At 39.4% G+C, this 18376-nt stretch carries 19 protein-coding genes; 13 read left to right on the top strand and 6 right to left on the bottom strand.

The annotated features are described in order from the left end of the window. Positions 1–8 precede the first annotated feature (8 nt). On the top strand, positions 9–1034 hold the full coding sequence (locus AC4CU2_RS13280) for an IS30-like element ISAba125 family transposase (RefSeq protein WP_490768283.1): 1026 nt from the start codon (positions 9–11) through the stop codon (positions 1032–1034). A 444-nt stretch (positions 1035–1478) separates the two neighbouring features. Here AC4CU2_RS13280 and AC4CU2_RS13275 read toward each other — a convergent pair whose 3' ends face one another. The 4 genes from AC4CU2_RS13275 to AC4CU2_RS13260 form a co-directional block, all read right to left on the bottom strand. Then, positions 1479–4031, bottom strand: coding sequence for an AAA family ATPase (locus AC4CU2_RS13275; RefSeq protein ID WP_490737990.1), 2553 nt, complete (start codon positions 4029–4031; stop codon positions 1479–1481). A 201-nt stretch (positions 4032–4232) separates the two neighbouring features. Continuing rightward, positions 4233–4412, bottom strand: coding sequence for a hypothetical protein (locus tag AC4CU2_RS13270; RefSeq protein WP_279044698.1), 180 nt, complete (start codon positions 4410–4412; stop codon positions 4233–4235). A gap of 191 nt (positions 4413–4603) precedes the next feature. Beyond that, positions 4604–4774 carry a hypothetical protein gene (locus AC4CU2_RS13265; protein ID WP_279044696.1) on the bottom strand — a complete coding sequence of 57 codons (171 nt, stop codon included), beginning with the start codon at positions 4772–4774 and terminating at the stop codon, positions 4604–4606. Between the two features lie 197 nt (positions 4775–4971). Further along, positions 4972–5640, bottom strand: coding sequence for a GntR family transcriptional regulator (locus AC4CU2_RS13260; RefSeq protein ID WP_279044693.1), 669 nt, complete (start codon positions 5638–5640; stop codon positions 4972–4974). A 136-nt stretch (positions 5641–5776) separates the two neighbouring features. Here AC4CU2_RS13260 and madL point away from each other — a divergent pair, with 136 nt between their 5' ends. The 9 genes from madL to AC4CU2_RS13215 all read left to right on the top strand — a co-directional run bounded on the left by madL (position 5777) and on the right by AC4CU2_RS13215 (position 13048). Further along, positions 5777–6178: a malonate transporter subunit MadL gene (gene madL, locus AC4CU2_RS13255; RefSeq protein WP_104500039.1), complete on the top strand. Its 402-nt coding sequence runs from the start codon at positions 5777–5779 to the stop codon at positions 6176–6178. Positions 6179–6241: 63 nt separating this feature from the next. Further along, positions 6242–7003 (top strand): malonate transporter subunit MadM, encoded by a 762-nt coding sequence (gene madM / locus AC4CU2_RS13250; RefSeq protein WP_004981504.1) that lies wholly within the window; start codon positions 6242–6244, stop codon positions 7001–7003. Positions 7004–7024: 21 nt separating this feature from the next. Then, on the top strand, positions 7025–8680 hold the full coding sequence (mdcA, locus tag AC4CU2_RS13245) for a malonate decarboxylase subunit alpha (protein WP_259234311.1): 1656 nt from the start codon (positions 7025–7027) through the stop codon (positions 8678–8680). A gap of 5 nt (positions 8681–8685) precedes the next feature. Continuing rightward, positions 8686–8994 carry a malonate decarboxylase acyl carrier protein gene (gene mdcC / locus AC4CU2_RS13240; RefSeq protein ID WP_016166424.1) on the top strand — a complete coding sequence of 103 codons (309 nt, stop codon included), beginning with the start codon at positions 8686–8688 and terminating at the stop codon, positions 8992–8994. Between the two features lie 3 nt (positions 8995–8997). Continuing rightward, positions 8998–9885 carry a biotin-independent malonate decarboxylase subunit beta gene (locus tag AC4CU2_RS13235; RefSeq protein ID WP_348924626.1) on the top strand — a complete coding sequence of 296 codons (888 nt, stop codon included), beginning with the start codon at positions 8998–9000 and terminating at the stop codon, positions 9883–9885. A gap of 4 nt (positions 9886–9889) precedes the next feature. Then, on the top strand, positions 9890–10606 hold the full coding sequence (gene mdcE, locus AC4CU2_RS13230) for a biotin-independent malonate decarboxylase subunit gamma (RefSeq protein ID WP_234951290.1): 717 nt from the start codon (positions 9890–9892) through the stop codon (positions 10604–10606). A gap of 10 nt (positions 10607–10616) precedes the next feature. Continuing rightward, positions 10617–11297, top strand: coding sequence for a malonate decarboxylase holo-[acyl-carrier-protein] synthase (gene mdcG, locus AC4CU2_RS13225; RefSeq protein ID WP_279044678.1), 681 nt, complete (start codon positions 10617–10619; stop codon positions 11295–11297). Further along, positions 11275–12153, top strand: a complete 879-nt coding sequence (gene mdcB, locus AC4CU2_RS13220; RefSeq protein WP_279044675.1) for a triphosphoribosyl-dephospho-CoA synthase MdcB — start codon at positions 11275–11277, stop codon at positions 12151–12153. Before mdcG ends, mdcB begins: the two co-directional genes overlap by 23 nt. Beyond that, complete coding sequence (locus AC4CU2_RS13215) at positions 12131–13048, top strand: acyltransferase domain-containing protein (protein ID WP_279044672.1); 918 nt, start codon at positions 12131–12133, stop codon at positions 13046–13048. The genes mdcB and AC4CU2_RS13215 overlap by 23 nt, the downstream gene beginning before the upstream one ends. Before the next feature lie 77 nt (positions 13049–13125). Here AC4CU2_RS13215 and AC4CU2_RS13210 read toward each other — a convergent pair whose 3' ends face one another. Together AC4CU2_RS13210 and AC4CU2_RS13205 are read right to left on the bottom strand one after the other, a co-directional pair. Further along, a complete protein-coding gene (locus AC4CU2_RS13210) occupies positions 13126–13860 on the bottom strand; it encodes a Fic family protein (RefSeq protein WP_279044671.1) in 735 nt (244 codons plus the stop codon). Positions 13861–14022: 162 nt separating this feature from the next. Next, the gene (locus AC4CU2_RS13205) at positions 14023–14700 is read right to left on the bottom strand and encodes a cupin domain-containing protein (RefSeq protein WP_279044669.1); all 678 of its coding nucleotides are present in this window, start codon (positions 14698–14700) and stop codon (positions 14023–14025) included. Between the two features lie 199 nt (positions 14701–14899). Between AC4CU2_RS13205 and AC4CU2_RS13200 the strand changes: the two genes are divergently transcribed. The 3 genes from AC4CU2_RS13200 to AC4CU2_RS13190 all read left to right on the top strand — a co-directional run bounded on the left by AC4CU2_RS13200 (position 14900) and on the right by AC4CU2_RS13190 (position 18312). Beyond that, a complete protein-coding gene (locus AC4CU2_RS13200) occupies positions 14900–15892 on the top strand; it encodes a Fic family protein (RefSeq protein ID WP_129716578.1) in 993 nt (330 codons plus the stop codon). 442 nt (positions 15893–16334) lie between these two features. Beyond that, complete coding sequence (locus tag AC4CU2_RS13195; protein ID WP_279044665.1) at positions 16335–17579, top strand: tyrosine-type recombinase/integrase; 1245 nt, start codon at positions 16335–16337, stop codon at positions 17577–17579. Then, positions 17572–18312 (top strand): hypothetical protein, encoded by a 741-nt coding sequence (locus tag AC4CU2_RS13190; protein WP_279044663.1) that lies wholly within the window; start codon positions 17572–17574, stop codon positions 18310–18312. Before AC4CU2_RS13195 ends, AC4CU2_RS13190 begins: the two co-directional genes overlap by 8 nt. Positions 18313–18376 lie beyond the last annotated feature (64 nt).

Below are 18376 nucleotides of genomic sequence, written 5' to 3'. Positions count from 1 at the left end.
AAGAGTTTATGGAGTATATAAAATTGTCATACCATCATCTTAACTTTGAAGATCGTACTGCATTAATGCTTGAGTCAAGAAAAGAAGGCTTTTCAGCCAGAAAATTTGCTGAACTCATTAAAAGACATCCTAGTACGATCTATCGTGAGCTTAAAAGAAATAGCATCAATGACGTTTATCAAGCTCAATATGCTTCTGATAACACCTTCGCTAGACGTAGACGTGGTCACATAAAACTCAAAATCGATTCAATCCTCTGGAAATTTATTGTTGAAGCGATCCGTTGTTTATGGTCTCCTCAGCAAATAGCAAAGCGTTTAAAGAGATTTCCTGATTTGGATCAAACAATGAATGTAAGCCATACAACGATTTATTCAACGATACGAGCATTACCAAAGGGTGAGCTGAAAAAAGACTTACTATCCTGTCTGCGACATGAAAATAAAAAGCGAAAAGCTAACGGTGAACCTAAAAAAGATTCTATATTACAGGATATTAAAACTATTCATGAGCGCCCAACCGAAGTTCAAGAAAGAAAAATACCGGGTCATTGGGAAGCCGATTTAATTAAAGGTAAAGACAATAAAAGTTCGATAGCAACACTTATTGAACGAAAAACACGGCTCTGTATCTTGGCAACATTACCTGATGCAAAGGCAGAATCAGTGCGCAAGGCTTTAACTGAAGCTCTGAAATATTTACCCGCAGAACTGCGTAAAACATTGACCTATGACCGTGGACGTGAGATGTCAGAACATAAAATCCTCGAAGAAGATTTAGGCATAGATGTATATTTCTGTGACCCACATTCGCCATGGCAGAAAGGCACATGCGAAAATATGAATGGTTTAATTAGGCAATATTTACCTAAAGGGATTGATTTAAACCAGGCAGATCAGCATTATTTAAATCAAGTTGCCATGTCACTGAATACTCGCCCTAGAAAAGCGTTAGATTGGCTTACACCATTAGAGAAATTTGCTCAGCTTGTTGATTATCATAAGGCTTTTGAAACTGTCGCACCTCATGTTTGAATTCGCCATGTTTCTTATTAGCATTGATGGGGTTGTTAGATTCAGAAAATATTAAGGATGCAGAAAATTTTCTAAATAAAATAAATGAAGACGATGCACCTTATCTCGAAATTACTAAGCAGAAAATGATGGAAGAGTCTAAAAATAAGAGAATAATTACATTAATTAATGAGTAAAATGAACTAAAGTCAGCCCTCCTAAGAGGGCTTTTTTATTATTCCTTATTTATAGCTTTTTGAATCTGCCTGACCTGTTCCTAAATAAAAAATAAAGTCGCAGTGATCCTAGACTGGGTAGTTGCTTTATATCAAGATTTTTTAAATTTTAGTGGGAATTTAGATGATTTGAGATAATATTTCATTTTATTTTAGATATAAAAAAAGAAAAGTCCTCAATTTACATCAGAGGACTTTTTTAATTTTATAAATATAATAAAAAAAGAGCTTAATTCCTTCTTTTCTTTAACTCTTTGAAGTAATCTTCCAGTTCTATTAAATCACTTTCTAACTCATCAATATCTGGAAAAACACCAGACATCGCTTCAGCCATATCATGTCCATTCATATAGGTACTACACTTACTCATAGCGGCATAAATTTTTTGGACATCTTGTTCCGTGATATCTGTTAGATATCTTGTATTTTGAGTTTTAATCTCACGGCTAAAACGTTCAACAACACTTTTAATTAACCATTCTTCAACAAGTCTTTCCCATGTTTCTCTCTTTTTTCCATAAATTATACATGCATGATGTTGATATTCTTCTATTGAGTTTTTTGCTGCTTTTCTGGCCTCTACTACTTTTACTTTAAGTTGCCCAATTCTATCGACAGTTTTTAAAGCATCCCATGGCGGACTATCAAGTGGTATTCCTGTTATTTTATTATGTCGAGTAATAGCTTTGATTTTTATATTTGTTGCCTCTTCTTGAAGCATTTTCAGAAAAGGTAAATCATGTGTTAAAACAATAACCTGGCGCTTGTTTGCCTCCTCTGCAATTCTTTTAGAGAATTTTAGCCTCCATATATGATCGAGAGAGTTTACTGGATCATCAAAAATAATCGCAGAATTTCGATTATCAGCAGTTAATTCAGCAAAAAATCCTGCTAAAGAAATGCATTTCTGTTCACCCTCGCTGGCAATATCAAGAATATTCACATTTTTTCCTGAGATTTCAAGACTAAATTTTTGATTACCTTTTGTCCCTTTTGTAAGTGTATTAACGTTGAAATGATTAAAACCTAGTTTTTTTAATTCAATGTTAAAGAATTCTTGTAATTTACCAATAGAGCCAGAACTAGTTATTTCATTATTCAATAAAGTAATAGGGGTAGTAGAAGTTGATCGTTTAATTTTACTAAATAATTCATTTTTTATCGCTTTTTTTATCTCTTCTTTTATTTGATCCTTCACCGATATTATTTTTTCTCTATCTTCAATTTCCAAGATTCTTTGTTTTTTTAATAAAATGGATTTTATTTTAATATCATCATTTAATACTGTTTTTTCAAGCTCTTCTAATTTTAAAATGTGAGTATTAAGCCTTGTTAATGATTCTAAATTTATATCATCAAAATCAAAGGAGGGTATATCTTTTAATATACTTTTTGCCCGTTCATTTAATTGGTCAATTAAATTATATAAAAGGAGACTAAACGCTTCATCTTTGCTTTTAATATCATTGAGTATGGCCTCGTAGGGAGTTTTAGAGAAATTTAATTTCTTAATTTTTTTTAGTACAGCATTCCAATTATCTAATGCAATTGCAGCTTCTTTTTGTAATTCATTCTGCAGATATTCATCAAATGTTAAAAGTCTTGCAGCTGTTGCATGATCCACTACTTGTAAGCAAGTCGGACAATGATCCCCTTCTAAAAGTGGAAAATTGTTATTTAAACATTCTATAAAATTTTTAACGGATTTCCACATTGTCATCCATTCTTCAGATCCGATTTCAGATATGGGTAATTCAGAAAAAGTTGATTTACTTAACAAGTCTGCTGCATTTTTTGTCTGAACTTTTTTTTCATGTAATTCTTTAATTTGTTGAAATTTTTCAGATCCTAATTCATTTATAAGTGATGTCAGGAATACTTGAAGTGGGACAAGTCTTAATCTTCTATTTTTATATTTTTCTCGAAGTTTTTCAGGTGTATTGTTTTCTAATTCCAATACTTCAACCCGTAGGTCAGATAGTTCTTTTAACTCTTCCTGCGTTGCACACAGCAGATCTACTTGATTTGGATCTAAAGATGCGCTTATAACTAATTTGCTAGGTGTTGTATTTGAATTCATCTTTGGCAGAACAGTGGCCGCAGCATAAAAAGTTTCTTCTGTTTTTGCTTTATTCATTATGAATTCACTTGTTTTTAGTAATTCATCCAATAATTTTAAAGCAGTAGGTTTGAAATCTAAGGGACCAGTCTTAGATAAATAGTGAATTGATGAGCTTGTATCAAAGACTCTAATTGATTTTAGGCGAGGATGTGGTTCTAGCTTATTGTTCCATTCTATTATTTCAGAAATACCATTTGATTCTATATGAAACTCAGCAGTTGGTATCCCAGCATTTTCTTGAAAGATATTACTTCTTAGTTCTGGTGGCTCACCTCTGGTTAGACATGCATTCTTAAGTATTTTTGCATAACTTGATTTTCCAGCCCCATTATGCCCATAAATAACTGTTAATCCAGTAGTTGAAAATTCAATTTTTTTTTGTGATACAAGATTTGAGATATTAGTTGTATTTCCAATAGAAACTAATCTTGTCTCTTCTACTTCTTCATGATAACCCGTAAGTTCTACTGGCTTAATTAATGAAGTGTAGTCTGCACACTTTTCTTCTAGTCCAAATTCCATTTTAGCAATTAAATATGCTTCCTCAAGTTCTACAGATGATAACTCACCACATTCAATGGCTCGATTTATGGTGAATCGCCACCAGTTTGGTTTACTTTTATTATTTACAAGCTCACATATTTTAGATGCTACAGGCATTATTTTCCCCTGAATTTATTATACGGAATTAGTGATTTTTATAATATATCAGTAACAATGAATAATTTATGTCATCATAACTTTAGTCTAGGTTAAGTGTATATAGTAAAGACCTTATTTTAAAGATGTCCCAAATTCGAGCTGTGTAGCTAAACCACTTATAGAGTAATTATGCGTAGCTTTTTCAACGATCCACTTCAGCTAGTCTACCTCAGCTTTAAAGCCCTGAAGCTTAATGGGGGACCCTGTACTGATTTGTGGTACACCATACGCTAAATTGATGCTGAATTTCGCCATTTGGCGCTTAATCTCAGCCATCTTCGCAGCACTCACACGTTCAGCTTCGGCTTTGTTGGTAAATGTCCCTTTTAAGTGTTTCACCTTGCCTTTCTCACCAGTGATAACCTTTTCACGTTTGGCTTTACCAGTGACATGGTAGCTTGTAGATACACCCGTATAGTCTGAGTCACGGTCTTGCTTTGAATAACGGAATTGGTCGCCATTTTTACGGGTAATGGTGATTAATGGTAAATCTTTACCAGAAGCAGTTTTTGCGGTACCAGCTTTAAAAATTAGTAAACGATCTTTTTAATCACCATTTCAGCGTCATTTTGCTTTGAGATCCGAACAAGTAGATTGAGATCTGATTCATTAGTCTGGTCGATATGCTGAAGGTCGATCTTCTTTAGATCATCGGCCATGACTAAAGTTAAGTATTGACGTTTCTTGCGTCCTGTGGCCATAGTATTGTTTGCGAATTGCCTTGGTTATTAAAAGTTTATAAAGGAAGGGTAAAATTGGGTATAAATCCAGATTGAATTTTAAGCTAATGCTAAGTTTTTAATGGATATTTATTCCGAGTTAAACTGACACCATCTCAGAAGAGAGGCGGCATAAATATTATTACTAGAAAATCCAAATCTGATGCCGCCATAGATATTTATAATTTTAAATGTTCTAAGGTTGAAATAAAGTCCGTAAATTTCTCACCTTGAATCACCACATGCGCTTTCAGCAAAGCCTCAGCTTCTTGTTCATCCCCTGCAAAAATGGCCTCTAAAATTGCGCTATGTTCTGAAAATGAATGATTCATTCGATGGTTAACGCGGAGTTGTAGGCGACGGTACGGGTGCAAACGTTTGTGTAAAGTACAGGCTTGTTCAATTAAAAAGGCATTATGACTGGCTTGATAAATGGCAAAGTGAAATAAACGGTTGGCCTCATAATAATTTTCTGAATCGTTCTGATTTAAATAGTCCTGACATAACTGATGTAAGCGCTGTAATTCTTGCTTTTCTTCAGGTTGAATGCGCCGTGCTGCTAAACGTCCACACATGGCTTCTAATTCAGCCATCACCTCGAACATTTCACAAAGGGTAAGTGAATTAATGGCTGGAATAATTGCACCACGACGTGGGCGAATTTCAACCAAACCTTCAGCGGCCAATAGCTTTAATGCCTCACGAATCGGGGTGCGTGAAGCACCATAGCGTTCGCAAAGCTCTTGTTCATCTAGCTTAGTCCCAGGTAGAAAAAAGCCATAAATAATATCATCCTCTAACTTTTTACTAATTTGAATAGAAAGAGGAAGTTCCGCAATTGAAGTCATACATCACCAAAAATTGTATACAATTTATGTTTATTTGAGTACAAAGCATTGTACGCTGGATACAGATAAGCTATAACTATAGCAAATTATAAGTCAGATTATTAGAAGCGCTGCATGATCCAGGGAGGATTCAGCAATGATTATTTACGGAACAGCCATATTGGCAGTCTGCCATTTACTTGGTGTTTATCTAGGCAATGCCCTCGGGATTGCTCTTGGTGTGCAAGCCAATGTAGGTGGTGTGGCCATCGCCATGATTTTATTAATTCTATCGAAGGAACTGTTAGCGAAACGTGGGCACTTACCGCAAGTGACTCAATTTGGTGTGTTGTACTGGTCAGGTATGTATATCCCGATTGTGGTTGCCATGTCGGCAGGCCAAAACGTAGTTGCTGCTATGTCGGGCGGGATGTTGGGGCTTGTTGTTTCGGTTGCCTCGCTTATCGGTACGGTATTGGTGATTCGTTGGTTGAATAAATCCAGTGGTGACTACGAAAGCTACGAATGGGCTGTAGAGCCGACTGAAAAAACCGCTTAAGGACAAGGGTGTTGTCTTAACACGAAATAACAATCAGTTATACGGTTACAAGGAAGAAACGCAATGGAAGAAATAATTACGGTTTTTACCAAAAATGCCCTCGTCGCGGCGCTCGCAGTGACTGGTTTGATGATGTATGTGTCGCATCTTTTGTCGAAATACCTCACCAAAGGGAAGTTACAAAGCTCAGCCATCGCCATCACTATGGGGCTAGTCTTGGCATATTTTGCAGGGATTTATACTCAAGGTGAAAAGGGCATTTCAGATATCGCCATTTTTTCAGGTTTTGCTTTACTCGGTGGCGCCATGATTCGTGACTTGGCCATTGCATCAACAGCGTTTGAAGTTGACGTCAAAGAAGTGAAAAAAGCAGGAAAGGTGGGTTTGATCGCACTTGCACTTGGCTGCGTGATTCCGTTTGTGATTGGTGCAATGGTGGCGTGGTTGATGGGCTATAAAGACCCCGTTTCGATGACCACGATTGGCGCAGGTGCGATGACTTATATCGTTGGACCAGTAACGGGTTCTGCCATTGGTGCAAGCTCAGAAGTGATTGCATTATCGATTGCAATTGGCTTAATTAAGTCAGTGTTCTTTATGGTGGGTACACCAATCTTTGCAAAATTTATGTATCTCAAAAGTCCACGTTCTGCCATGGTTTTTGGTGGAATGGCGGGAACGACCAGTGGTACAGCAGCAGGTTTGGCAGGAACTGATGTGCGTTTAGTACCCTATGGCGCATTGGTCGCAACCTTTTATACAGGTCTTGGTTGCTTACTTGGACCCTCTGTATTTTTTCTCACAATTAATGCCATCTTCGGCTAAGCACAGCATAAAGGTGACCCCATGAACCAAATGGTTAAGACGCGCTTATGGGATAAGCAGCGCACCCGTAGACAAGAAAAGTTGAATCTAGCCAAAGAAAAAGGCTTTGCAAAACAAGTTGAGCATGCTCGGGTGATTGAACTTTTGGAAACGGTAATTTCCAGTGGTGATCGCGTTTGTTTAGAAGGTAATAACCAAAAGCAGGCCGACTTTTTGTCAAAGAGTTTAAGTCAGTGTAATCCAGAGGTGGTTCATGACTTACATATCGTGCAGTCGGTATTGGCTTTACCCAGTCATATTGATGTCTTTGAAAAAGGCATTGCTTCTAAGGTCGATTTTTCCTTTGCAGGCCCACAAAGTTTACGTCTAGCACAATTGGTTCAGCAGCAAAAAATTAGTATTGGTTCGATCCATACTTACCTCGAGCTGTATGGGCGTTACTTTATCGATTTGACGCCAAATGTCTGCCTGATTACGGCACATGCGGCTGACCGTGAGGGCAACCTTTATACAGGTGCGAATACCGAAGATACGCCCGCGATTATTGAAGCCACTGCATTTAAAAGCGGCATTGTGATTGTGCAGGTCAATGAAATTGTCGATAAGTTACCGCGTGTCGATGTACCCGCGGATTGGGTCGATTTTTATATCGAAAGTCCCAAGCACAACTATATAGAACCGTTGTTTACCCGTGATCCTGCACAAATTACCGAAGTGCAAATTTTAATGGCGATGATGGTCATTAAAGGCATCTATGCGCCTTACCAAATTCAACGTTTAAATCATGGTATTGGTTTTGATACTGCGGCGATTGAATTGTTACTGCCTACGTATGGGGCATCCTTAGGACTAAAGGGACAGATTTGTACCAATTGGGCTTTGAATCCGCACCCAACTTTAATTCCAGCGATTGAAAGTGGATTTGTCGAATCGATCCATAGCTTTGGTTCTGAAGTGGGGATGGAAGATTATATTAAAGAACGTCCAGATGTGTTCTTTACGGGTAGTGACGGTAGCATGCGTTCCAATCGTGCTTTTAGTCAAACTGCGGGTTTATACGCTTGTGATCTGTTCATTGGTTCGACTTTACAGATTGATTTACAAGGCAACAGTTCTACGGCAACTGTAGACCGTATTTCTGGTTTTGGTGGTGCACCAAATATGGGTTCTGATCCGCATGGACGCCGTCATGCCAGTTATGCCTATACCAAAGCAGGTCGTGAAGCAGTCGATGGCAAACTGATTAAAGGTCGCAAACTGGTAGTGCAACTGGTCGAAACGTACCGTGAACATATGCATCCTGTTTTTGTTGAAGAGTTAGATGCGTGGCAGTTGCAGGACAAAATGGAGAGTGAACTCCCGCCCATCATGATTTATGGCGAAGACGTCACACACATTGTGACGGAAGAAGGTATTGCTAACTTGCTGTTATGTCGTACTCCAGAAGAACGAGAACAAGCCATCCGTGGTGTGGCTGGTTATACCCCAGTGGGGATGCAGCGTGATGAGGCCAAAGTGGAAGAGTTACGCCAGCGAGGCATTATTCAACGTCCAGAAGATTTGGGTATCGATCCAACACAGGTCAGTCGTGATTTGTTGGCGGCAAAATCGGTGAAAGATTTAGTTAAATGGTCGGGTGGTTTATATAGTCCCCCAAGTCGCTTTAGAAATTGGTGATCGACATGGAAAAGTTAAAATTTGAATTACAATCAGCACCGCTGAGCGCTGAACAAGCGGCTGTTATTTGTGGTGTCGTTGGTTCTGGAAATTTAGAAGTTCTGGTTTCACAGCATGATCAAGCGGATATTTGTCAGATTGAAGTCACGACATCAGCCGTCGGTTTTCAACATGTTTGGCAGTCTGTGCTGAATGAGTTTGCACAACGTCATGCAGTAGCAGGGCTTAAATTTCAGTTAAATGATATGGGCGCGACCCCAGCGGTGGTGAATCTACGCTTAAGCCAAGCAATATCTATGTTTAAGGGAGTATAGAACATGGATCAAGTGATGCTCAAAAACAGTTTTTATGAAAAAACCGCACGTGCGCGTATTCAAGCAGTTGTGGATGCTCAGAGTTTTAAAGAAATCTTAAAGCCAACGGAGGTGGAGGTTAGCCCGCACCTGTCTGCTTTGGATATTCCAGGTAGTTTTGATGATGGCGTGATTATTGGTACAGCGCGTGTAAACGGAACACCAGTACATATTATGGCGCAAGAAGGTCAGTTTATGGGCGGGTCTGTGGGTGAAATCCACGGGGCGAAAATTGTCGGTCTCTTACATAAAGCCATTCAAGATCAAGCGCAAGCAGTACTGTTTTTTGTCGACTCAGGCGGCGTGCGTCTGCATGAAGCCAATGCCGGTCTCATCGCCATTTCCGAAATTATGCGCGCCATGTTGCAGGTAAGAAATGCGGGGATTCCGATTATTACGGTGATTGGCGGCACCTGTGGCGCCTTTGGTGGTATGGGTATCAGCGCATGTTTGAGTAGTGCCATCATCATGACGGAAGAAGGGCGTTTGGCACTGTCTGGGCCAGAAGTGATTGAAACAGTGAAAGGCGTCGAAGAGTTTGACTCGAAAGATCGTGCTTTGGTTTGGCGTGTCACAGGCGGGAAACATCGTTATTTACTCAATCATGTACAGGCTTTGGTTGAGGATGATATTGCCGATATTCGTGATGCGATTTTAACGCAGCTAGATGCTAAGGCAGCTCCTTTAGACTTAGAACAATTATTGCAACAGCAGCAACAGCTTGAGCAGCAGTACCAACGCTGGTTTGGTAAAAATGATGGTTTACAGATTTGGCATGACATGGGAATTTTACAGCCAGAAAAAATTCCGATGCTGTCTGCCCATGAAGTTGTGTTGTTAAAGCAAGGATGAGCTCATGAATACAGAATTACTTTTACAACAGTTGTTTCCGCGTCAACTGGATTATCAGATCGAAGGTTATGTGATTAAGGGCAATGCGCAGACAGACGCAGGTCCAGTACGGATTTTGGGTACAGTTAATGCAGCACCCATCAATCAAGACATTGCCATTCAATTATCCTCAGAAATTTTGAAATTGGTACAACAAGGCAATAAAACTCCCGTGGTCTTTATTGTGGATACGCAAGGCCAAGATCTTTCCCGTGCCGATGAGTTACTGTGCTTAAACCGTACCTTCGCGCATTTGGCGTCTTGTGTAGATCTATTACGCCGTAGTGGACATGCCAACCTTGCGATTATTTTCGGTCAAGCGGTTAGTGGCGGCTTTCTCTCTTATGGACTCATGGCAAACGAAGTTTATGCACTCAGTGATTCGCAAGTGAAAGTCATGGACTTAAACGCGATGGCACGGGTCACTAAAATTCCAGTCGAAAAGTTAAAAGAGTTGTCGCAAAGCTCAGCCATCTTTGCCCCAGGGGCAGAAAACTTTTACAAAATGGGCGCAATCAATGCCATTTGGCCAGATTTGGAGACAGACTGGGTCAGCCAAGCACTGTTAAATCAACAACAACATCTTGAAGCTTATCGGACAGATCAACGCCGTGTGGTGGGGCAGCAACGTCAAGGGCGTGTGCTGTGTAATACTATTATTGAGAAAGTTGTCCACAGTTAAGGAAGCAGATATGGATCGTCATGACTTAGCTTATCTTCGTGATTCAGCAACCTTACATTTTTTAGATGTTTCTTTACCAGAAACAGTGAAACACAAGGTGTATCAGCTGCTGAGCCAATATATTCCAATGACCGTTTGTCGGCAGGACGATATGGATGTGGGACAAGTGAAGCTGGCGATCAACTGCTTGGTTGAGGGCTATAAATATCGTGTGGCGTGCTTAGTAGAGAAACACGAGATCAAGCAGATTACTCGACCGCTTTCTCTACAGGCTTTGTTAGAAACTGACTCGCAGATCTTACAAGCTAAAGTGCTGAGTGATTTTGCAGATAACTTAGAACAATTGGGCTGCAAAGTATATGTTTATGGTTCCTATGCCTATCAGTCTCTTACGCAGGAGGCTTATGTCAGGCCGACTTCAGACTTAGATCTGTTGTTGTATCCACAGCATCAACATGATGTACCAGAAATTTTACAGTTCATTCAACAAGTCCAAACCCAGAGTTCTATGCGCTTGGATGGCGAGATTCAAATACATCCAGACTGGCATGTGTCATTTAATGAATTAATTGCTGTTTTTCCTGAAATGAACCAGCAAGTGATCGTCAAAGGAATTCAGCGTGTCGAGATGCTGAGATTAGAACAATTATTCGAAGGGAAGCTTGAATATGCAAATGCTACAACCACATGAAGTTTTATGTCCAAGCATTATCGCTACTGCTGAAACATTAGACCGTTTGGCATGTATGGCGTTATTAGATGAAGCCAGTTTAGAGCATAAGCCTGGTTTGGTTTGTCCAAGTTCGCAGGGCAGTCATCGTGACATGGACTTTAGCTTGTTCAAATGTAGTGTGGATGCTTTACAGGGCTATTTTCAGGCGCAATGTTTAAATGGGTATCGCGATGCCGATTTTGAAGAGATTCGACAATGTGGCATTTTAGCTGAACAAAAAATGATGGCTGCAACTCAGCAGATTAATACCCATAAAGGGGCAGTTTTTAATTTGGGTTTTGCCAGTGCAGCAGTCGGGCAATGTCTAGCAACTGATAGTTCGTTGAATGCAGGCTCAATCAGTCAAAAAATTCAAAGCACTTGGCAGGATGAGCTGTTACATCATTTAGAGCGAAATCCCAACAGTCATGGGCAACGTATGCGGAGTCAATATGGCATCACTGGGGCGATTGAAGAAGTGGCTTCAGGTTTTAAAACGGTGATGGATGTTGCCTTGCCAACGTATATCGACATTTACACCAAAACGGCCAATGCACAGCAGGCTGCAATTCAGACTTTATTTAGTTTGATGGCCTATGTACAAGATACCAATATTGTTTGGCGCGGTGGTTTATCTGCCTTATATATTGTGCAGGATCTAGCCAAGCAGTTTTTGGCTCGTGGCGGTGTGTTACAACACAATTGGATGCAAGATGTGGCTAAAGTGGAAGATTATTTCGTTCAGCATCGCTTAAGTCCGGGAGGCAGTGCCGATTTATTGGGGGTGACTTTATTCATGCTGAAGGTGGAACATGAATTTTGCAATCATATTTAGTGGGCAAGGACTCCAAAGCTTAGCGCATGTGCAAGAGCTGCTGACTCTGGCTGGTGAGCTTCATGTATCAGATATTTTAAAGCAGCATTTGCCGAAGCTATTTTGTTCCGATTTAACCGAAGCGGATCTGTATCAGAATGAGTTCGCGCAGCCTTTTATTTTTGCTTTGCAATGGTGTCGTTGGCAAAAGTTAAAACCTGAGATTGAAGACCTTATGAGCTTCTCAGGTTATTCACTCGGAGAGTTAAGTGCACTCATTTGTGCAACACAAACTGGTTTGGAGCAAGGCCTGCATTTAGCCCAGCAGCGTGCCTCGTTGATGTCTTCAGCCACTCAGCACGCAAGTGGCTTAATGGCTATTCAGGGTATCAATCTCAATACGCTTGAACCGTTGTTGACGGAAACGGCAACCGCACTTTCCATCAAACTGAGTGATAGTAGTTTTGTTGTGGGTGGGGCTAATGCAAATTTACAGCAGCTGGCTCAGCAACTTGAATTGCGAGGAACACGTTTTGTTAAACGCTTGAATGTCACCATTGCATCGCATACCGTATGTATGAATGCAGCGGTTCAGCCCTATCAGCAGGTTTTACAGCAGCAAGACTTTGTTGGTTTATGCACGGCCATGATTAGTGGTTCAGGTGGGCATAAGTTTTTTAAGACTACAGATGCAGTGAATGCATTGATTCACCAAATGAATCATGCGATTGATTGGGATGCTTGTTTAAGTGCAATACAAGAAAATCAGCCTGATGTTGTCTTAGAAATTGGGCCGGGCAGCGCCTTAAGTAAAATGCTCTTGGAACGTAGTCCAAATTGTATTGTACGTGCGGTGGATGATTTTAAAAGTTGGTCTGGGTTCCAGGCATGGTTAGACAAACAGTCTAGGATGTAATTTAGAAAATGTGAAGATTAATTATGGATAGGTCTTTGTCTTGCAAATATATTTGAAATATTTATTTGGCCAAATCCTTAATTTAAATTCAAAATTACTTGATAGGGTTTAAATCCTTCGATTACTGCATCCGAAACCAATTGAATAAAAGCTTCGGTCTTCCCATATGCCATCCACTGATCCAAAGCCTCATAGTAAGCCAAGCGATTTTCAACAGTGATAACACAAGGCGGATAGCCAGCTTTTAATAATTCAAGATTCATCAATAGACGTGATGTACGCCCATTGCCATCAATGAATGGATGAATGCCAACAAAATCAGCATGTACTTTGGCTGCACGTTCAATTGGATGTAGTTTATGTGCTTCACTATTATACCAGTCTACGAATTGAGCCATCTTGTCATTTAATAACGTGTAATCAGGCGGGGTAGACGTAGCACCTGATATCAGGACATTTTGCTGACGATAACGTCCAGCATTATCATCATCAATATTCTTTAAGATAAGCTGATGGATATTACGAATTTGCCATTCAGAAAAAGACTCCTCTTTCCGAATAATATCTTCAACATAGTAAATCGCATTTCTATGATTGATCGCTTCGAAGTGTTCTCTTAATGCCTTTCCACCAACAGTAATACCTTCGAGTACTACTTTTGTTTCTAGCAGGGTGAGTGTATTACCTTCAATTGCATTGGAATGATAGGTCCAGCGGACAATAAGATCTTCTTGTAAATTTTTGACAATTGACGGAGAGAGAGGGCGATGTTGATCTAATTTTTTCTTTAAATCATCAATAGTTTCAAACATAACCTTATCCCTGAATTTGTCTTAGTCGATCATACATGAAAAAAGAAAGATCAGAAATGTAGTGATATATCATTACATTTTGTATGGGTTTTAAAAGTGGTAAGTGAACTGCTCCAAGTATTCTAGACACGAGACAGCTTCATTTTGGAAACACATTATTGTTCATTTCACCCACACATCTATGGCATGTTGTAGATGACCAGTTTTGACATAAAGCGTTGCGCCTGATGGACCTGCCTGAAATTTAGCAGCACTATTGAGGGGAAGACGGACCCACGAACCTGCTGGATATATTTCAGTGCCGCAAAATAATTGACCTTTAATAATGAACAATTCAATCCCTTGTTCTGATTTCTCTACGAAAATTTGATCAGGTTTTAGCTTTTCTAAATAGGTCTGCTCATGTTTCGATTGAAATAATGGGCATATTATCCGATGTTCGGTAAGCTTCCAATTCGCTGGATCATTGGTATTAATCCGGGTGGGTTCTCTCTCATGTTCAGTCATTTGCATCAGTTTCACAAAGATTAAACAACCTGCTTTACTGGAAACCCGATGAGTTGAATGATGGGGGTTACGTAAATACCAGCCTGCCGGATAATCATCTTCAGCATTCTCGGTAAAAATGCCTGACAATATGAGGACTTCTTCACCCAAAGGATGTTGATGTTCAGGAAAGGCAGATTCTGGTGCGTATTTCACAAGACTAGTTGCACGTGCTTTCTCATCGCCAATACGATCAAGCATCATTCTATCGACTTCACCTCCTGGAGATTTTACCCAATGGTAATCCTCTGGCTTGATGATGACGAGTTGTGAGAAGTCGGCATAAATAAACATAATGTTGTCCTGTAATGAAGAAACCTACGTATTTTAACGAGAATGCACAGGTTTATTTTAAAAGAAATAGCGATTAGTGAGCTCACTGTTTCAGAAAAGATAAGCATGTTAATAGCAGATATTACTCACTAAGCTATGAAATATTAATATTTTAGAGTTTAATCAACTGTGCTTTGTTTTTACATCAATGAGGAATGGCATGAAATATCAACCGCCTTATACGATCACCTCTAAAATTATTCACTTGATTGCACAAATTAGTGAATCAATAGGGCGTTTGACTGCATTAACTCAAATCCAAGATAGCCTTAAATTGCGAAAAGCCAATCGTATTCGAACGATTCAAGGGTCTTTAGCGATAGAAGGAAATACCTTGAGTACAGAGCAAATCACAGCGATTCTGAATGGCAAGACCATTATCGCTCCACCTAAAGAAGTTCAAGAGGTACGTAATGCCCTAAAGGCATATGAAGAAATTCAAGATTGGAATCCTGATCAAGAATCGCATTTGCTGAAAGCACATCAAATATTGATGACAGGACTGATTGATGAAATTGGACAGTATCGTCATGGCGGTGTTGGTGTGATGTCAGGGGATCGAGTCGTGCATATGGCTCCGCCTGCAAATCAAGTCCAGCGTTTAATGAGAGAGTTATTACAGTGGTTGGCTGAAGGTAATGAGCATCCATTAATTCAGAGTTCAGTATTTCATTATGAATTTGAGTTTATACATCCATTTGCTGATGGCAATGGGCGGATGGGGCGTTTATGGCAAACTTTAATCTTAAGCCAGTGGAATCCTATTTTTCTCAACATCCCTGTAGAAAGCTTGATTTATCAAAACCAAAAAGCTTATTACGATGCATTGCAAGCGAGCACAGATCGTTCAGATTCTGCACCTTTTATTGAGTTTATTTTGCAGATGATTCTAGATGCAATACTTAGTTCTGATGCCAGCGATCAAGATACCGCTCAAGCTAGCGTACAAGTTAGCGATCAAGTTAAACGTCTCATCCAGAATATGGAGCAGAAAGAATATAGCTTAACTGAGCTTATGGCTCTATTGGACTTGTCCCATCGAGCCACATTCCAAAAAAATTATTTAACTCCAGCATTAGAAGCAGGTGTGATTGAACGTACCCTTCCTGATAAGCCTAAGAGTCCTAAGCAAAAGTACAAATTAAAAAATTGAACTATACTGAGTTTGATGTGATTATTAATATCATAATGAGTTAATTGTAATGTTATAACATTGCATTTATTTTTAGGTGTAATTTTCTGCTATAATGCCGTACGTCACTTCAAATCCTGAATTCGGATTTGAACAAGATTTTAAAGTGATTCAATGCACTAAATCTAATCTGGGTCAAAATTGGGTCAATGAATTTTTTTATTCAATAAAATATATTTAGAATGAATGGGTTAGGATTTGAGCTCGATTGACGCCACCTCCACCAATTTTATAAATTCACATGACGTTAAATAACGACTTATGAATTGGAAAGCCCTGAATCTTAACGGATTCAGGGCTTTTTTATGTGTATTTATAAAGAATCATCAATAACTATAGTATTGCTTGCTGTGTATCACACCTTGTATCATTCGATAATTATTGAAACCACAGTGATACAAGAATGAAAAGGTCAGATATAAAAAAAAGACCACTTTCAGATACCGTTCTGGAAAACCTAGAATCAGAAGATAAAGATTATCGCGAGCTTGATGGCAATGGGCTTTATTTCTTTGTCAAAGCGAATGGTACTAAATCATGGCAATTGAGATTTAAAAAGCTAGATGGGAAATGGTCATGGTTAGGTATTGGCGGATATCCCTCAATCAAGGGAAAGCTAGCACGTAAGAAAGCACAGGAATTGCTAAATGACATCGGCAACGGTTTAAATCCAATTATCACAAAACAAGACCGTAAAGCGAAAGAACTTGAAGATAACACGGCGACATTTGAAGCTTTGGCCCGTGAGTGGTTAGACACTAAGCTCAATAAGTGGGTCGCGGATACGATGACTCGAAACAAAGGGGCATTAGAGAAGCATATTTTTCCCACATTCGGGAAGAAGTTATTTGCCTCCATTAGACCGATCGAATGGATGAATCACTTACAGGGAATACAGCAAAAGTTCAAAATTTACGAGCAAGTGAACCGCATTGCCGCGATGTGTAGAGATATTTACGACTATGCAAAAGTTACTGGGCGGATAGACTATAACCCCCTTGAAGGTATAGGTAAGTTTTTAGAGAAAGGCAAAAAAGAAAATATGGCTCATGTAAGTGAGAGGGAGTTGCCTGCCTTACTGCGGGCTATTAATGGCTACCCGACCTTAGACAGTCGAATAGGGTTACAGCTTTTAGCTATGTTGTTTTGTCGTCCTAGTGAGTTAAGAGAAGCGAAGTGGTATGAATTTGATTTAGAGCAGGGCCTTTGGAATATCCCCGCGGACCGTATGAAAAAACGCCGCGAGCATATTGTCCCATTACCGACTCAAGCGGTGCAATTACTTCGTAGCTTAAAGTTATTAAATGGTCAGTCTGATTACTTATTTCCAAGTAGAACAAATAATCATGCGCCCAAATCAGACACGGTATTCATTATGGCTTTGCGCCGCATGGGCTATCAAGGCAGGCAGACACCACATGGCTTTAGACATATTGCGAGTACATTGCTAAATAATCGTGGTTTTGATGAACGTCATATTGAGGCGGCTTTAGCCCATGTTAAAGACGGTGTAGCAGGGGTGTATAACAAGGCTCATTACTTGCCAGACCGTAAAAATATTATGCAGTGGTATGCAGATCATTTAGAGCAACTAGCAGATGACAGCGTGATTCAATTCAAGAAGACAGGGACTAATTTTCATGATTAATTATGCAGAGGCAATTGCCGAACTTCAAAAGCTAACAAAGCAAAAGTGTAATGAGTTCACTTTAATGCACTATGTCTCTAATGGTTATTTAGACATTTATATTAGGGGAAAATATGACATTTGCGAAGTGTTTGCACAGGGGTTCAAAGTAGATGGCGATTATCTTGCCAGAAAGATAGAAACTGAGTACAAGGGCTATCTCAAGGTAGGTATTGAGCCAACTAACACTCGTGAATTATGCAACGCATTGGTGGACGAGAGCATACCAATAGAGATTGTTTTAGTTATGAAGTGCGGTAAGGTCGGCGAGTATGTGCTACTTAAAAGTAAAATTAACGAAAATACGCACACAGTCGTTAAAAAGTTCCATGAAATAAAGGATCACGAATCAATTGAGTTAGCTTTGGTAGTTGCTGAACTTGGAGTAGGTAAAAAATTTACAAGGGGAGATTTTCTCTTTGACGAAGATCAAATTAAGTCAATTCCATCATTCCATCAGGCGCAAAATAAGGAAAATAAATTCTATGCACCCGAATTAGGGCTTGCTATAGAGTTGTGGGAAAAAATGTATCTTATTGAAAAAGGCGAACTACCAAGTGGAAAAACTAGGTCAACTTACATAGATTGGCAATTAGATAAACAGGAAATCGAAGCTAGCGGCTTAAAGAGGTTAAAAGAGCGAATGAGAGCAATTTTGAATCCGAACCCAAAAGCAAAAATAAAAACATCATGATTGATTAAAAAAACAACATTTGGTACTTACTGCCACTTTTATGGCAGTAAGTATTCTCCTGTAT

This window comes from Acinetobacter sp. 797_lipA (genome assembly GCF_058243025.1).
The sequence above is the reverse complement of the archived record's forward strand: the minus strand, read 5'-3'. Positions and strand labels throughout refer to the sequence as shown.

Coding starts and splice junctions, on each gene's coding strand:
- mdcE (WP_234951290.1), top strand. CDS start 9,890: ATGAATACAGAATTACTTTTACAACAGTTGTTTCCGCGTCAACTGGAT.
- AC4CU2_RS13200 (WP_129716578.1), top strand. CDS start 14,900: ATGAAATATCAACCGCCTTATACGATCACCTCTAAAATTATTCACTTG.
- mdcC (WP_016166424.1), top strand. CDS start 8,686: ATGGAAAAGTTAAAATTTGAATTACAATCAGCACCGCTGAGCGCTGAA.
- AC4CU2_RS13260 (WP_279044693.1), bottom strand. CDS start 5,640: ATGACTTCAATTGCGGAACTTCCTCTTTCTATTCAAATTAGTAAAAAG.
- mdcB (WP_279044675.1), top strand. CDS start 11,275: ATGCAAATGCTACAACCACATGAAGTTTTATGTCCAAGCATTATCGCT.
- AC4CU2_RS13235 (WP_348924626.1), top strand. CDS start 8,998: ATGGATCAAGTGATGCTCAAAAACAGTTTTTATGAAAAAACCGCACGT.
- AC4CU2_RS13190 (WP_279044663.1), top strand. CDS start 17,572: ATGATTAATTATGCAGAGGCAATTGCCGAACTTCAAAAGCTAACAAAG.
- AC4CU2_RS13195 (WP_279044665.1), top strand. CDS start 16,335: ATGAAAAGGTCAGATATAAAAAAAAGACCACTTTCAGATACCGTTCTG.
- AC4CU2_RS13275 (WP_490737990.1), bottom strand. CDS start 4,031: ATGCCTGTAGCATCTAAAATATGTGAGCTTGTAAATAATAAAAGTAAA.
- madL (WP_104500039.1), top strand. CDS start 5,777: ATGATTATTTACGGAACAGCCATATTGGCAGTCTGCCATTTACTTGGT.
- AC4CU2_RS13210 (WP_279044671.1), bottom strand. CDS start 13,860: ATGTTTGAAACTATTGATGATTTAAAGAAAAAATTAGATCAACATCGC.
- AC4CU2_RS13265 (WP_279044696.1), bottom strand. CDS start 4,774: ATGGCCACAGGACGCAAGAAACGTCAATACTTAACTTTAGTCATGGCC.
- madM (WP_004981504.1), top strand. CDS start 6,242: ATGGAAGAAATAATTACGGTTTTTACCAAAAATGCCCTCGTCGCGGCG.
- mdcG (WP_279044678.1), top strand. CDS start 10,617: ATGGATCGTCATGACTTAGCTTATCTTCGTGATTCAGCAACCTTACAT.
- mdcA (WP_259234311.1), top strand. CDS start 7,025: ATGAACCAAATGGTTAAGACGCGCTTATGGGATAAGCAGCGCACCCGT.
- AC4CU2_RS13280 (WP_490768283.1), top strand. CDS start 9: ATGGAGTATATAAAATTGTCATACCATCATCTTAACTTTGAAGATCGT.
- AC4CU2_RS13205 (WP_279044669.1), bottom strand. CDS start 14,700: ATGTTTATTTATGCCGACTTCTCACAACTCGTCATCATCAAGCCAGAG.
- AC4CU2_RS13215 (WP_279044672.1), top strand. CDS start 12,131: ATGAATTTTGCAATCATATTTAGTGGGCAAGGACTCCAAAGCTTAGCG.